Source organism: Shewanella sp., from assembly GCF_051658185.1.
Classification (GTDB): Bacteria; Pseudomonadota; Gammaproteobacteria; order Enterobacterales; family Shewanellaceae; genus Shewanella.
Window position 1 is genome coordinate 1 of sequence record NZ_JBOFMC010000145.1, and the last position, 15,626, is coordinate 15,626.

At 49.5% G+C, this 15,626-nt stretch carries 10 protein-coding genes and 1 pseudogene; 3 read left to right on the forward strand and 8 right to left on the reverse strand.

The genetic code is table 11. From position 1 onward, the window contains the following. The 7 genes and pseudogenes from ACRCZA_RS06060 to ACRCZA_RS06090 all read right to left on the reverse strand — a co-directional run. Positions 1–164: pseudogene (locus ACRCZA_RS06060) on the reverse strand (alkaline phosphatase); the annotation flags it as partial. A 106-nt stretch (positions 165–270) separates the two neighbouring features. After that, positions 271–1,218 (reverse strand): glutathione synthase, encoded by a 948-nt coding sequence (gshB, locus tag ACRCZA_RS06065; protein ID WP_438673568.1) that lies wholly within the window; start codon positions 1,216–1,218, stop codon positions 271–273. A 65-nt stretch (positions 1,219–1,283) separates the two neighbouring features. Beyond that, positions 1,284–2,015 (reverse strand): 16S rRNA (uracil(1498)-N(3))-methyltransferase, encoded by a 732-nt coding sequence (gene rsmE / locus ACRCZA_RS06070; RefSeq protein WP_438673569.1) that lies wholly within the window; start codon positions 2,013–2,015, stop codon positions 1,284–1,286. Positions 2,016–2,023: 8 nt separating this feature from the next. Beyond that, positions 2,024–2,803, reverse strand: coding sequence for an endonuclease EndA (gene endA / locus ACRCZA_RS06075; RefSeq protein ID WP_438673577.1), 780 nt, complete (start codon positions 2,801–2,803; stop codon positions 2,024–2,026). 262 nt (positions 2,804–3,065) lie between these two features. Further along, positions 3,066–3,788 (reverse strand): SprT family zinc-dependent metalloprotease, encoded by a 723-nt coding sequence (locus ACRCZA_RS06080; RefSeq protein ID WP_438673570.1) that lies wholly within the window; start codon positions 3,786–3,788, stop codon positions 3,066–3,068. Positions 3,789–4,001: 213 nt separating this feature from the next. Then, positions 4,002–5,156, reverse strand: coding sequence for a hypothetical protein (locus ACRCZA_RS06085; protein WP_438673571.1), 1,155 nt, complete (start codon positions 5,154–5,156; stop codon positions 4,002–4,004). A 470-nt stretch (positions 5,157–5,626) separates the two neighbouring features. Then, a complete protein-coding gene (locus ACRCZA_RS06090; RefSeq protein WP_438673572.1) occupies positions 5,627–6,538 on the reverse strand; it encodes a LysR family transcriptional regulator in 912 nt (303 codons plus the stop codon). Positions 6,539–6,659: 121 nt separating this feature from the next. Here ACRCZA_RS06090 and ACRCZA_RS06095 point away from each other — a divergent pair, with 121 nt between their 5' ends. Together ACRCZA_RS06095 and fusA are read left to right on the forward strand one after the other, a co-directional pair. Then, entirely contained in the window at positions 6,660–11,213 is a 4,554-nt protein-coding gene (locus ACRCZA_RS06095; protein WP_438673573.1) for an ATP-binding protein, read from the forward strand. Between the two features lie 804 nt (positions 11,214–12,017). Continuing rightward, positions 12,018–14,111 (forward strand): elongation factor G, encoded by a 2,094-nt coding sequence (gene fusA, locus ACRCZA_RS06100; RefSeq protein WP_438673574.1) that lies wholly within the window; start codon positions 12,018–12,020, stop codon positions 14,109–14,111. Between the two features lie 168 nt (positions 14,112–14,279). Here fusA and ACRCZA_RS06105 read toward each other — a convergent pair whose 3' ends face one another. Continuing rightward, on the reverse strand, positions 14,280–15,167 hold the full coding sequence (locus ACRCZA_RS06105) for a LysR family transcriptional regulator (RefSeq protein ID WP_438673575.1): 888 nt from the start codon (positions 15,165–15,167) through the stop codon (positions 14,280–14,282). A 94-nt stretch (positions 15,168–15,261) separates the two neighbouring features. On the opposite strand from ACRCZA_RS06105, the gene ACRCZA_RS06110 reads away from it, so the two are divergent. Further along, the gene (locus tag ACRCZA_RS06110) at positions 15,262–15,414 is read left to right on the forward strand and encodes a hypothetical protein (RefSeq protein ID WP_438673576.1); all 153 of its coding nucleotides are present in this window, start codon (positions 15,262–15,264) and stop codon (positions 15,412–15,414) included. Positions 15,415–15,626: the final 212 nt, after the last annotated feature.

Genomic DNA, 15,626 nt, shown 5'->3' on the forward strand with positions numbered 1-15,626 from the left:
GTGTAAGCGGGCCCCATGCCATCGCCTATCATGATAACGATGTTTTTCGGGCGTGCGGGGGCTTTGGTTGGCCCGCTATCCGCTGCGGGAGCATTGGCAAACGACAGTGGCGAGCATAATAAGCTGATGCCAAGCAGTAACAGGGGTGTTTTAGTCAAACTCATTTCAAATCCCTAGAAAATGGTGTGAGCGCAGGCCGTTGGCTGCAGTTAACTGCAGGCAAATCCGTTGGGGCTGCGCCTTAAATCAATTGCGTGAATGGCCCAAGGGTTAGATTTTTATCCGCGCTTCAATCGCATCCATAAGCATCGCGGTAATGTCCACCGGGAAAGCCGCTTGGATTTCGCGGATACAGGTAGGGCTGGTGACATTGATTTCGGTGAGTTTATCGCCGATGACATCTAGCCCCACAAAGATCAGGCCACGTCGTCTAAGCTCTGGGCCAATGGCGCGGGCGATGTTCCAATCGGACTCGGATAAGGGCTGCGCCACGCCGCTGCCGCCAGCGGCTAAGTTACCGCGGGTTTCGCCTTTCATGGGGATGCGGGCTAAGGCATAAGGCACTGGCTCGCCATCAACCACTAAAATGCGTTTATCTCCTTGGGTGATTTCGGGGATAAAGGCTTGGGCCATCGCATATTGCTGGCCGTAATGGGTTAAGGTTTCGATGATGACCCCAAGGTTAGGATCGTCCTGTTTGACGCGAAAAATCGAGGTGCCACCCATGCCATCTAAGGGCTTGAGGATGATATCGCCTTGGGCCTGATGAAAGGCGCGGATACGTTTCGCATCACGGGTCACAATGGTTTGTGGCGTAAACTGGCTAAACCAAGCGGTAAACAGCTTTTCGTTGGCATCACGCAGGCTTTGAGGTTTGTTGACTATCAGTACCCCTTGTTCTTCGGCGCGCTCGAGCATATAAGTGGCGTAGATAAACTCAGTGTCAAATGGCGGATCTTTACGCATTAAGATCACATCTAGCTCGCTAAGAGGCGTGTCCTTGGCGTCGCCTAATTCAAACCATTTGCTGGCATCATTCATCACCGTGAGTGGTCGCATGGTGGCCATCGCGACGCCGTTGACCAAGGCAAGATCGGCCATTTCCATATAAAACAGCTGGTAACCTCGTTCTTGGGCTGCCATTAACATGGCAAAACTGGAGTCTTTTTTAATGTTGATTTCACTGATGGGGTCCATCACTATGCCAAGTTTTATCATGAATCAGTTCCTTATGGTTGCCCTTGATAGGCTAAAACAGGTGTTTGGTATGCGCCTATGGCTGTTTAGCCTAAATCCCCAAAGCGCAGTTGCAGTGCGCTAATCGCAGTGAGCGCCGCGGTTTCGGTGCGAAGCACCCTTGGGCCGAGCAGCACATCGGTAAACTGATAGTTCTCGGTCATGGCGATTTCTTCTGCAGATAAACCGCCTTCAGGGCCGATCAACAGGCGGACTCGAGTATGGCTTAGATCTAACCCATTAATACCATGGGCAGCCCTCGGATGCAGGTTAAGCTTTAGCGCCGTTGTCTGCTCGCTGCACCAGTCATGCAATTCCATCGCCGGGCGTACTATGGGCACGTGGCTGCGGCCCGATTGCTCGCAGGCGCTAATGACAATTTTTTGCCATTGCTGAATTTTTTTCTCTAGGCGCTCGCCCGTGAGTTTGACGCCGCAGCGGTCAGAAAACAGGGGGGTGATCGTGTTAACCCCAAGCTCGACCGATTTTTGAATGGTAAATTCCATGCGGTCACCACGGGAGATCACTTGACCTAAATGCAAATTGAGCGGTGATTCCGACATATTGGGCTCGCAGGAGAGCACATTGACGGTGACATGTTTTTTGCCGGCATCGACAATTTCGGCTAGGTAATCATGGCCATCACCATTAAATAGGCTGATGTGCTCACCGTTGCCCATGCGCAGGACTTTACCGATATGGGCCGCACCGTCCTCGTCTAAATTCAAGGTGTGTGCCACGGTGAGGGGAAAAGGTTGGTAAATTCTTGGTACTCTCATGTTCGACCTTACTTGGCTAAAATTCGACCCTGTGACTGCGCGTTGCAGGCATTGCGCACAAAGGGGTTATGGTTGCCTTGAATTTGTGCGATGGCGTTATCACGTTCGCATTCAATAGTATCAACTGGGTAGGTTTTATCCCATGCCTGAAACAATTTTAATTGTTGGGAGGCGATCTTCAGATGATAGGTTTGTTGCATATACAGATAAGTGCGCGCAATTTTGCCTCGGCTATGAGCCGGCGGTTGGGCTTGGCGATTTTTAAAGTCAATGACCATCTCGCATTGCCCGTATTGACCCGCCTTACCATTCCATTGGCTAAACCTAAAGTTGCTGCGATCGCCGTTCACTTCGCCGATGGCGGGCACCAGATTATGCATATCCGCCTCCATTTTATTGAATTGTTTGCTTTGTTCGGTGCAATTTTTGCGACCGCCCTCTTGCCAGCATTGCAGTTGATGACCAAATTCCCAAGCGGGCACTATGTGTTCCCACTCAATACGGTTGGCGCGGGTTTGTTGTTTGCGCACTTGATAGCCACAGCTATTGAGATCGGGCTTCCAGGATTTCCCCTTAATTTGGATATCGCAACCACAGTAAAAGCTGACCGCAGGCAGGGTACCGTTGCGGCTGCCGAGGTAGAGTGACTGTGATAACACTTTAGCCTGACTAAAACTGCTGGGGTGTGATGGCGTGGCAGAAAGTGGTGTTGCGGCGCTGGTGAGCACAAGACCCAAGCACAGCAGTAAACGCCGCATATTGGCGGCTAAATCGGTGTTAAACAAAATTTATCCCATAATAACAATTACTACGCGAGCCTTTGGCTCGTCTTTAATGGGGTGATGTTAAGGTAAAGACCGCTGCTTATGCAAATTGCGCGGCGCGAAGCGCGATCTGAAAGAGGTCTGTGCTGGCTGATGTGCCAATTAGCTTGTGGGTGGACGCCGCGCCAGAGTCTTGACGCAGATGAGCATGAACTGTTAACTCAGGGCGCTAACGCGATCGCAAAAAACGGCTTAAGAGAGGCTTTGGACTAAGTACGGTTTTGGACTAAGTGCGGCTTTGGACTAGCTGAGTTTTGCAGCGTTTACAAAGATAACGGCTCTCTGCGCGCATCACTTTGTTATGGCGGCGAATACTCAGTTTGATTGGGCCGCAGGCGCAGTGATACTCAACTTCAGGCCCCGCTACTGAGGCGGTATTAAAGCTGTGGGTAGTACTCGGTTGGACCTTAAAGAGCGTCAGCATCAAAGATTGCCACTCTTTGCCGTGGGGTTTGGTTTTGCCAAAAAGCTGAAAACACAGTAAATGACAGATCTCGTGGGGCACAACCTCCCGTAAAAATGCGGCACTATTTTCCCGTAATAATACCGGATTAAAGCGTAGGCGATTTTGCTGCAAATGGGCGGTGCCGGCGCTTTTGCCTCTGAGGCTAAACTCGGTCACGGGCCGGGGAAAGTGGCGCTTAAGCTGCGCTTCTGCTTGCTGATAACAGGTTTCAATGCGTTCCAGCACTTGGAGTTGCACCTCGGTGAGCGGCCGTGATGCACCAGTAAAAGAATGCGCTTTGGCCTGGGGTGCGAAAGGGGTGGGGACGAAGGGCGGAACGTGAGCTTGGGCCGTGTGCGTCGCGGCAAATTGATCCGCTTGCTGAAGGGGGCTCAGCGGCGCCGTTTGGGGCTGAGCAGAGGCATCGCGCGGTAACTCTATCCGGGAGGAGGAGATCTTGCTGCGCCGGCGCAGCAGAGTGAATAATTCAGCAGGTGTTAGCATAGGTCAAATATCGGATCCATGGGTTAACGAGACCATTGGTTAGCGAGGCCATTGGTTTATGAAGCCAGAGGTTTATGAAGCCTGTGTCATTTGGCCGGTCACTTGGAGCATTTGGCATGTGAGCTTTCAACATGCGATCTCAAATTAACCATCATGGCAACTTCAGCGCTCGCATCATAGCGAACGCTGTCAGCGTATACCAGCGCGGGCTTGCTATAAACTCGCCGCAGCTTGCATCACCATGGTCCGAACATGCTCGATAATGGCGTGCTCGAGTTCCGCGTCATGCCCCTGCACTTTGGGGGTGTGAATGTGACCAACCTTGGCCGAGCTGTGAAATTTTTGCTGTAACAGAATGGCGCGATAGGATATTTCGTTTGAGAGATAGCCGCCGCCAGAGCCTTCGACCGAGGTTTCGTGTTGCAGCTCGCTTAATGCGTTGGGCTTAAATTCGCCGCGGGCGAGGGTCGTGACCGTGTGATTATCATTGATGTTCCAGTGGCTACCTTTGAGCTGCATCGCGCTAACGGGGAGCGAAAACTCCACAAATTCAGGCCCCTTCAAGGCTTGACCATTCAGTTTGGGGGCAAGGGGGAGCGTTTTACTGGCACCGGTCAGCACGTTTTGGTTATCGGGCGCGCTCGCGCTGCGATTGCGCCCGGGAAAACGTTCAAGATCAAAGTCAGTGCGCCCCATGCTGACGGTAAACACTAAGCGGGTGTTAGGATCGCGATAAATGGGGCTGAGTAAGGATTCGATAAGCCCTTGGTCAAAATCGTCAAATCTGACGGGGATCATGGCGGTTTCAACTTGCGCCCATTTTCCATTGACCTCAAAACGAAAGCCATCTAAAGCCAGAGCCACCAGGCCTGAAGGATTGCTCTGGCCGATATCTTTGTCGAGGAAGAAGGGATCAAAGCCAGTAAGGAAAATTTTAATTTGGACATCATCAGCATAGTGAATATCGCTAAAGCCGCGGGAGGCTTTTTCAACCGCACTCATGAGCACAGCCTGTTGCCAATCGGCCATGTTAAATTGGGCGCTGCTGGTGTTAAGGCGAGTTAACATGGCAAGGCGCGCCCAATAGAGTGAGCGATCGTCAATGTGGCCTGACTGCACATCGCGCACCGCCTGTTGCCATAATCTCTGTCCTTGGCGCGCCGCTAATTGGGTGGCATCGACTTCATTGCGTTTCGCGCTCAATTGAGTCAGCCCTTCATCGAGAGCTTGATAGCGTGTTACCACATCGCCGATGGTTTTTTCAGCCTGTTGCAGGCGTGCGCCTTCAACATCGCCCAATAGGGTGATGGCATTGGCACAGGGGATAAAACTCATGGCGATGAACAGCGCTAAGCTTGGCTTTAACATGATGCTTTCCTTTATCGATAATCTTCGTCGCTGTGCGGGATGCGGCGGGCGTTATATTCAGTGAACAAGGCTCTTGTTAGCGATAGCCTATTGATATCTTATGCCAAAGTCGCTGGGTAAGTGAACTCTTGTGCTAATTTAATCGCCGCAGAGGCGTGAGCCTAGAATGTGCTGAGTGAGCCTAGGATATGATAAGTGGTCATGGGCTTATGCTCGGTTAATCCAGCGGTTTTATATGATGAAGCCCGAGTCTGCGGCGGATGTTGCACTTTTGAATGTGTTTACCGCCAGCGAATCACGCGATAACTGACGCAGGACGCCATCGCCCTGAAGCTGATGGCTCAGTCACCCGTATAGGGACTGACGCTGGATTTTAGGTCTACACCCGGGCGAGTTTATCGGCGACTTGCTCGCCGATCTTCTTCTCTTATCTTCTCTTGCTTGCTTATCTTGAACGCGTGTTTGGGGCGCTAGCCCATCAGCGACTGCAAACTTTCTTGACTGCTAAAGCGTTTAACAAAAAAGTCCAAAAATACACTGATATTGGTCGCCAGCTGTCGGCGGCTGGAATACACCCCATAGACTTTAAAAGGTTCAATCGGCCACTCCTGTAAAATAGGCACCAGTTGCCCATTGGCCAGTTCCGTTTTGCAGGCCGAATTGGATAACATAGCAATGCCAAAATCATCGATGGCGAGTTGCTTGACCATAATGGGGCTGTTGACCCGCACCTTGCGCTGAAAATTCACCATGGTTTTACGCGCCCCTTTGCCGAGTGGCCAAATGGGGGCGGAACGGGAGGTGCCTAACAAAATGCCGCTGTGCTGGCTAAGTTCTTGTGGGGTGGCTGGCGTGCCCCGCAGTTTTAAATACCCCGGGCTTGCAACCAAAATCGGTTGGCGTTCAAACAGTAACCTCGCAACGAGATCGGAGGATTGTAGCGGGCCGTATTTGATGGCGATGTCATAGCCTTCCCCCACTAAGCCGATATCGTTGTCGGTAAACTGGACATCCAATTCCACATTGGGATATAACCGCATAAAGCCGCTGCAGAGGTTAGCGATTAATTCTTGGCTAAAGGACACAGGGATGGCAATGCGTAAGGAGCCTGACACATCATCGTGAGTGTTTTCGATAACCGCTTTAGCCGCTTCTACCTCATTGCGAATAGAATCGCAGTGTTGATAAAAGAGAGCCCCGACTTGAGTCAGGCTTAAATTACGGGTGTCGCGCTGTAATAAACGCACCCCGAGCTGCTCTTCAAGTTGGGCTATTTTGCGGCTGATGGTGGATTTAGGGTGGCCCGTTTCTCTGGCCGCTTGGGAGAATCCCTTGGCTCTCACTACTGCGGCAAATAGCATCATACCGTTCAAATCTGGCATGTTTTTCCCACTGTCTCATATTTGGAACATAGCGTCCTGCGCAGTTTAATGGCATTTGACGGGATAACAAAGTTATATTTATTGGCTAAAAATTTTCAGAGGCTAAGCAGAGGATCTTTTGATGACCAGCAAAAATCAGCCCACACACATGACTCAAGCCCAAACGCCCGATCCGCTTTTTTTACAAGCCGAGCATTTGGCAAAAGATTTTTCCCTGTTCCCTAAGCACAGTAAACAGAGCTTGTCAGTTGAAGTTAAAGGACTTTTAACCGATGAAGCTATTCAGGCCAATCTCAAGGATTTGGCCTCGTTAGACGTCGATGGTTATGTCGCTAAAGTGATCCAGCCGACCTTAGATAAAGGGCGGCCGGGGGCGAAACGTATCATTGCCGATCTGAAGGGGCGTTTGATTGCCGAAACCCATATGGGGCCTTTTTATAGTGCAGAGGTCGAGTTGAACTTTGGTTCACGCACTCGTCGTATCGGCTTTATTGCCCAAGAGCGGACCACCGCAAATGGTGCTTGGATGCCGGAGCACCATTACGCCGCCTGTAAAGCGATTCGTCATTTTGCCGAATTGTCTATGCCTATCGTCTATTTAATCGACACCCCTGGGGCCGATGCGGGCGAAGTGGCGAACAGCCAAAACCAAGCTCATTCGATTTCTAAAGCCATTGCCGAGAGTGCCAACGTTGACGTGCCCACCGTGGGTATCGTGATCGGTGCGGGTTACTCCGGCGGCGCGATTCCGTTAGCGGCGGCCAACATACTGCTGTCACTGCGGGATGGTATTTTTAATACGATTCAACCCCAAGGGCTGCAAAGCATCGCCCGTAAATACAACTTATCTTGGCAAGAATGTGCCAAATCGGTGGGTGTATCGCCAGAGGAGCTGTATACCTCAGGTTGTATCGATGGGATCATTGATTTTTCACCGAGCGATCGGGATGAACGCCAGCATAACCTACGTCGGGCGATTATCAGCAGCATCGAGGCCGTTGAGCGCGCCGCAATGAACTTTGTGCGTGAATCTCAGGATTTACGTGAACATTATGACCGCAGTTTAGCGCGTTTCTTAAATCCGTCGAAAAACCTGATGGCTCTTGAGCTCAATGCTGAAATGGCGGTGGCCAATAGCCCCACCATGCATTTGAACCTCTTTGGTAGCGCCTACCGTTACCTGCGCTATTTGACGCTCCGTAGCCGCATTCATTCTATTTCGCAGGAGCAATACGGCCGCCTGTCGCGCGCGAGTGTACCTGAAGGGGATTTGTTGGCGCGTATTCAACAAGAGCAGGACCGCGTCTTCCAAGCTTGGTTAGCCAGCCCTGACAAATTGGTGTATGACGAAGACTTAAATAAACTTTGGGCCAATTTTGTTGCCAAGCGCGATGAAATCGCCACCGAGCGTAACATGCTGACTCGCTTGATCCTGGGTGAGCCGAAAGAAAACTATAAAAAAGCTCGTAAGGCATTGTTATTTAACATTAGCTGGTCGTTGTATCATCGCTGGAAGAGCAATGCGGCCAACAACTTCAAAGGGCTGATCCAGCACCTTGAAAATCTGCCTAAAGCCGTGACCCAAGCCAAATGGCCTGAGCTCAATCAATTGACTGTGCTCGATGTGGTTGTTAATGAAGAGCTTAGGGAAGATTTTATTTGGCAATGCCATAACATTCTGATCTTTAACGCGCTTTATGACAACGTCGTCGGTAGCTTAGCGTCCATCGCGAAAGAAGCGATGATGTCTAAGAGTTTATCGCGTAACTCGGTAAACAATCTGCTGCATAAGTCAATCGACCATGCGCTGTCGACGCAAGATACCGCTAACGATAAAGCCAAATTCTACAAGTGGCTCAAGTACTTTATGAGCCAATCTAACCGTGCCGATTTGTTGGTGCGGGTAGAGCAGTGGAAGAGTGTGGGCTTCCCACAGCTGAACGACAGTTTATTCGTGGTGCTGACTTACTTCTTCGAGCGTTTATTGCCCGAGTATTTTGACAGTGAAAGTGATACGAGTAAGTACACTGGCGCGATTAACCCAGTGCGTATTGGTCGGCGTAAGGACTTCTGGAACCGCTTGACCATGGGGTATCAGGATCTGCTGATCCAAAAAGTGCTACGGGATGAAAAGCGCAAAGGCAACATGACATGGGAAAATATCATCAAGCAATTCTTTAGCCGCTTTGATGAGATTAATGGCGACAAAATGTCGGCTAACCTGCTCAATTTCCCAGGATTTAGGCTGTCAATTGAAGATGCGATCGATAAAGGTATTCGCCCCTGTGGCTTAATCACCGGGATTGCGGATTTCAAAGAGAAAGGCCAAAAAGTGCGCGTTGGGGTGGCAGTGTCTAACACGGCATTCCAAGCGGGCGCCTTTGATATGGCGAGCGCCGAGAAGTTTTCGGCACTACTTATCGAGTGTGCTAAGCGTAAATTACCTGTGGTGTGCTTTATCAGCTCCGGTGGCATGCAGACCAAAGAGGGCGCCGCGGCCTTGTTCTCGATGGCGGTGGTTAACGATCGTATCACCCGTTTTATCCGTGATAACGAATTACCTGTACTGATGTTTGGCTTTGGTGACTGTACCGGTGGCGCGCAGGCAAGTTTTGTGACCCATCCTTTGGTGCAAACCTACTATTTATCGGGTACTAACATGCCATTTGCAGGGCAGATGGTGGTACCGGCTTATCTGCCATCAACGGCCACGTTGTCTAACTATCTCTCCAAAGTACCGGGAGCGATGGCGGGCTTGGTTCACAACCCCTTTAGCGACAGCTTAGATAGTCAGTTAGCCAGCATCGATCCGCTGATGCCGATGCCAACCGCCAACATTAACGAGGTGATCATCAACGCGCTATCAAGATTGGTGGTGGAAGCCCCTGTTGAAGATGACGTGATTGTCCAAAACGATCCGCGTAAGTTGATGAAACCCATTAACAAAGTGCTGGTGCATGCCCGTGGCTGTACCGCCGTGAAGCTTATCCGTAAGGCGCACGATAACGATATTAACGTCGTCTTGGTGGCGTCCGATCCCGATATGACCGCAGTGCCAGCCGATATGCTCAAAGACACCGATAAACTGGTGTGCTTGGGCGGTAACACCTCGGATGAAAGTTACTTGAACGCGTACTCTGTCTTGAAAGTGGCGGAATACGAGCAGGTTGATGCGTTGCATCCTGGTATCGGCTTCCTCTCCGAAAGCCCGCAATTTGCGGCCTTGTGTGTGAATAACGGGGTTAACTTTGTCGGTCCGAGCGTGCATTCCATGACGACGATGGGCAACAAATCGAACGCCATTAAAACATCTCAAGCGCAAAACGTGCCGGTAGTTCCGGGCTCGCACGGGATTTTGACCAATGCAGAACAAGCGGTCAATGTGGCGAGCGAAATCGGCTATCCTGTGCTGCTCAAAGCGGTACAAGGTGGTGGCGGTAAAGGGATCCAGGTGGTGAAGCGTCCTGAGGACATGATTGGCCTATTCCAAAAAACCGCGACAGAAGCTGCCGCCGCTTTTGGTAATGGTGATCTGTACTTAGAGAAATACGTGACGTCACTGCGTCATATTGAAGTGCAGTTACTGCGTGACAAGTTTGGCCATACTAAAGTGCTTGGTTTGCGCGACTGCTCGGTGCAGCGTAATAACCAAAAAGTGGTTGAAGAGTCTGGTTCAACCATGCTGCCCGAAGATCTGAAGAAACAAGTGCTGGATTATACGCGCGCTTTAGGTGATGCAACCGATTACATGGGCGCAGGTACAGTGGAGTTCATCTATAACTTAGATGCTAACGAAGTGTACTTTATGGAGATGAACACCCGTTTACAGGTGGAGCATCCCGTGACAGAAGCGACATCGGGTATTGATATCGTGAGTGCACAGTTTGATATCGCCGCAGGTCGCTCAATTGAGCACCTCGCGCCGAAAGAAATCGGTTATGCGATGGAAGTGCGTGTGACGGCGGAAAAAGCCGCACTGGATAGCCATGGCATACTGCAGCTCATTCCAAATCCGGGCAAGATCACCGAATGCGTCTTCCCAGAGCACCCTGATGTGGAAATCATCTCGATTGCTGCACCGGGTAAAGAAGTTTCGCCATATTACGACAGCTTAATCGCGCAGGTGATTATGCGCGGTGAAAATCGTGAAGATGTGATTGCGAAGTTATACGCCTATCTCGATAGCGTCGTGCTCAAAGGTATCGCGACTAACATTCCGTTACTGAAGTTGATTTTGAACGACGGCACCTTCAAAGAAGGCGTTTACGATACCAATTATCTGCCACGTTTTATGGCTGAGCTTGATATTCCCGCGCTTATCGCTGAAATGGAAGCCGCTGCTGAAACCGTCGGTGTTGATACCGAGTCACTGCGTGTCGGCGAAAGTAATGAGCTGAAAGTCCTCGCCCAAGGCGCAGGTATCTTCTATACCTCCCCCGCCCCCGGTGAACCGGATTTCGTTAAAGAAGGTGACATAGTGACGGTTGAGCAAACTCTTGCGCTGACAGAGGCGATGAAGATGTTCTCGCAGGTCAACTTGGCCGGCTTTAACCGCCAAGGCGCGGTCCTCTATCCAGAGGATAAGCAGTATCGCATCGAGCGTATTCTTAACAGCAACGGCCAGCAAGTCTCCCAAGGTGACTTACTGTTTGTGGTTTCGCCCGTCGAAGCGTAACGCTTTGCGATAATCGCGCTGCAATTGTCAGCACTTTCTAATACCCGCCATACCGGCGGGTATTTTTTTGGCTTAAATTGTACCTTAAGCCCACGGGATGAAACGCTCGGCTGAAATCGGCTGAATTCACACCTATCGAATGTGCTGCTAAAAATCTCACCCCGTCGTCAACCCAAAAGCCCGATAGCAACATCAACCGTTAATGTCTGCCTTGCTGCATCACGGGATAGGCTACCACAGAGCATCATCTTAGCTGCGAGCAGCAGGAGGCGGATAACCGAAACATCGCCCAAGAGAAATCGATACAAACCAATACGAGCTAATACAAGTTAGTGCGAGCCAATACAAGTCAAGTGACGAGGGATGCGGCCATTTGCCATCGGCAACACACATAACGCCATTCACCATGCCAGCGGTTAGCGCTTAACCTTGGCTTACATCATGGCGACAAAACCGGCCAGCGCGCAATATCCCCGCTCAATCCTCGGTGCAAATACGCTATTTTCAGCAGCAAGGGGAAGGCAAATATCGAAAAAAGGCCAATATCATTTAAAAATCAGGATTTTTAGTTTTTTTATCAATTGCCTGAAATTTAAGCGAAAGAATTTTATTTGGTTGTTTTAATATGTTTTTATGCCGATTTTTTTAAAATTTATCGCGACTTTAGTGTGAAAAAGTGCAAGAGCCATTTGCGCGCAGCGGGGTTCCAATTTACAATATGCGCCTAAAATAATCTGATGTGCGGTGTGTCGGTGTTTGTCGCATACTCCGTCTACTTCTTAAACTAATCATTAAAGTTGAATCATGACCGAATTATCCAAATACAGAAACATTGGTATCTTCGCTCACGTTGACGCGGGTAAAACCACGACCACCGAGCGTATCCTTAAGCTAACCGGTAAAATCCATAAGTTAGGTGAAGTTCACGATGGTGAATCAACCACAGACTTCATGGTTCAGGAAGCTGAGCGTGGTATTACTATTCAGTCAGCAGCAGTAAGCTGTTTCTGGAAAGATCACCGTTTCAACGTTATCGACACCCCTGGGCACGTTGACTTCACCGTTGAAGTTTACCGTTCTCTGAAAGTGCTTGATGGCGGTATCGCTGTATTCTGTGGTTCTGGTGGTGTTGAGCCTCAGTCAGAAACTAACTGGCGCTATGCGAACGAATCAGAAGTTGCTCGTATCATCTTCGTAAACAAGTTAGACCGTATGGGTGCTGACTTCTTACGTGTTGTTAAGCAAACTAAAGACGTATTAGCTGCTAACCCACTGGTTATGGTTCTGCCAATCGGTATCGAAGACGAATTTACCGGTGTTGTTGACCTGTTAACTCGTAAAGCTTACGTATGGGATGACTCAGGTATTCCAGAAAACTTCGAAGTGAAAGATGTTCCTGCGGACATGGTTGACTTAGTTGAAGAATACCGTGAAATGCTGATCGAAACTGCTGTTGAGCAAGATGACGATCTGATGGAAGCTTACATGGAAGGCGAAGAGCCATCTATTGAAGACCTGAAACGTTGTATCCGTAAGGGTACTCGTACAATGGCATTCTTCCCAACATTCTGTGGTTCTGCTTTCAAAAACAAAGGTATGCAACTGGTGCTAGACGCTGTTGTTGACTACCTGCCAGCACCAGACGAAGTTGATCCACAACCGTTAACTGACGAAGAAGGTAACGAAACTGGCGAATACGCTATCGTTTCTGCTGACGAGTCATTAAAAGCATTAGCGTTCAAGATCATGGATGACCGTTTCGGCGCCCTGACCTTCGTACGTATCTATGCTGGCCGCCTGAAGAAAGGTGACACCATTCTTAACAGTGCAACTGGTAAGACTGAGCGTATCGGCCGTATGTGCGAAATGTATGCAAACGATCGTATCGAAATTGAATCAGCTGAAGCTGGTGACATTATCGCTATCGTGGGCATGAAGAACGTACAAACTGGTCACACTCTGTGTGATGTGAAACACCCATGTACGCTTGAAGCGATGGTGTTCCCAGAGCCAGTTATTTCTATCGCAGTTGCGCCAAAAGATAAAGGCGGCAGCGAGAAGATGGCTATCGCTATCGGTAAGATGATCGCAGAAGATCCATCATTCCGCGTAGAAACTGACGAAGATTCAGGTGAAACCATCCTTAAAGGTATGGGTGAACTGCACTTAGACATTAAAGTGGACATCCTGAAGCGTACTTACGGTGTTGAGCTGATCGTGGGTGAGCCACAAGTAGCCTACCGTGAAACCATTACTCAAATGGTTGAAGACCAATACACCCACAAGAAACAATCTGGTGGTTCTGGTCAATTCGGTAAGATTGAATACGTTATTCGTCCTGGTGAGCCAAACTCTGGCTTCACGTTCAAGTCTTCTGTTGTTGGTGGTAACGTTCCTAAGGAATACTGGCCAGCCGTTGAGAAAGGCTTCGCGAGCATGATGAACACGGGTACTATCGCTGGCTTCCCAGTGTTAGACGTTGAGTTCGAACTGACTGACGGTGCTTACCACGCAGTTGACTCTTCAGCCATCGCGTTCGAAATCGCTGCTAAAGCGGCATTCCGTCAATCTATTGCTAAAGCCAAGCCACAACTGCTTGAGCCAATCATGAAAGTTGACGTGTTCAGCCCAGATGACAACGTGGGTGACGTGATCGGTGACTTAAACCGTCGTCGTGGCATGATCAAAGACCAAGTTGCTGGTGTAACTGGTGTTCGCGTTAAGGCTGATGTTCCGTTATCAGAAATGTTCGGTTATATCGGTACTCTGCGTACTATGACTTCAGGCCGTGGTCAGTTCTCTATGGAGTTCTCACACTACAGCCCATGTCCAAACAGCGTTGCGGACAAAGTTGTTGAGCAAGTTAAAGAGCGTAAAGCTGCTGAAGCTAAGAAGTAATTCTTAACGCAATCAGAATAGAAACCGCTGCTAAGCCTAGGCTAGCAGCGGTTTTTTTATGGGTGTCATATTCTGTTTGGCGTGTTTGGCGTGTTTGGCGTGTTTGACGTGTTTGATCTGATTGATATGTTTGGCGTCTAGCGTTGGCCATTCCATTGGCATACACACTTATAATCCGGTGTGCTGTTTACTTAATTCCAGTAAAGCGTTTGCGGCGGGGGTGAGGGGGAGGCTTTGGCGCCAGATGAGTGCTAAATCCCATGTCATTGCCGGTTGCATGGGCTTAAATACCAATTTGCTGTGACTTAATCGGTGGCAGATGGGCTCGGGTAAGATCGCAACGCCCATATCGGCTTCGACCATTGCCGCTAAAAAATCCCACTGTCCGGTACGAAAGGCGATATGCAGTGCCACACCTGCCTTACGGCTGAGGCGATTGATCAATTTTGCGAGGGAAAAATCCTCGTTATAGAGAATAAAGGGATAAGCCGCAAAATCCTGCCATTGCAGTTCGGTTTGATTCGCCAAGGGATGCCCCTCAGGCACACAAGCGAGTAACGGGTACTTAGTGAGAGGGTGATTCACTAATTCAGTTTTATGGGTGGTAGGCAGCGCGGTAAAGGCAATATCCAGACTGTTGTTTAATAGCGCTTGCTCGCAGCCAAAGCCACCGTATTCATACATTTGTAACTCAATGCCGGGGTAGCGTTTACGATAGCTTGTCAGTAAACCGATAATCAGGCTGCTCATCATCGGGCAAACCCCTAAACGCAATCTACCGGTTTTTAGACCAGTTAAATTACTCATATCTTCTTGTAATCTATGCCATTGGCCTAAAATTTCCCGGGCACTATGAGCAAAAATTTGTCCTGCTTGCGTGAGCTCCACCTTTTGATTGTTGCGGATCAACAATGTTTCGCCGAGGGTTTCTTCCAGCCGTTGAATGATCTTACTGAGGGTGGGTTGGGTGATAAAACATTTTTGGGCCGCGCGAGTAAAATTCTCGGTTTCGACTAAGGTGATAAAACATTGTAAGGTCTTGATTGGGATGTTCATGCGTAAATGGAATCCACACTATAGTATTAATTCATTTTACTGATAATCATCTAAGTATTACTTTGACTTTGTTAACAATTTAGAGGGGATACCGATGAAATCCAGTTCAAGTCTGTGGGTTGGCGCGTTATGGCAGGCTGCCATGCCATTAGCTAAAAAAGAGCAAAAAACTAAGCCTGTTGAGGCGATGCCCGCAACATTCACACCGCCTGCATTTGAGGTGAAAGAGCAGGTGAGTCCAGCCTAGGCTGAACTTGAGCGGGTTGCTTCGTGCAAGCGAGCAGTGTGCCGCGCACATGTTGTGTAGAAGAGGCTTCATCAATCAGGCTTTTTCGCTTACACGCTTACACGCTTACACGCTTACACGCTTACACGCTTACACGCTTACACGCTTACACGCTTACACGCTTACACGCTTACACGCTTACACGCTTACACGCTTACACGCTTACACGCTTA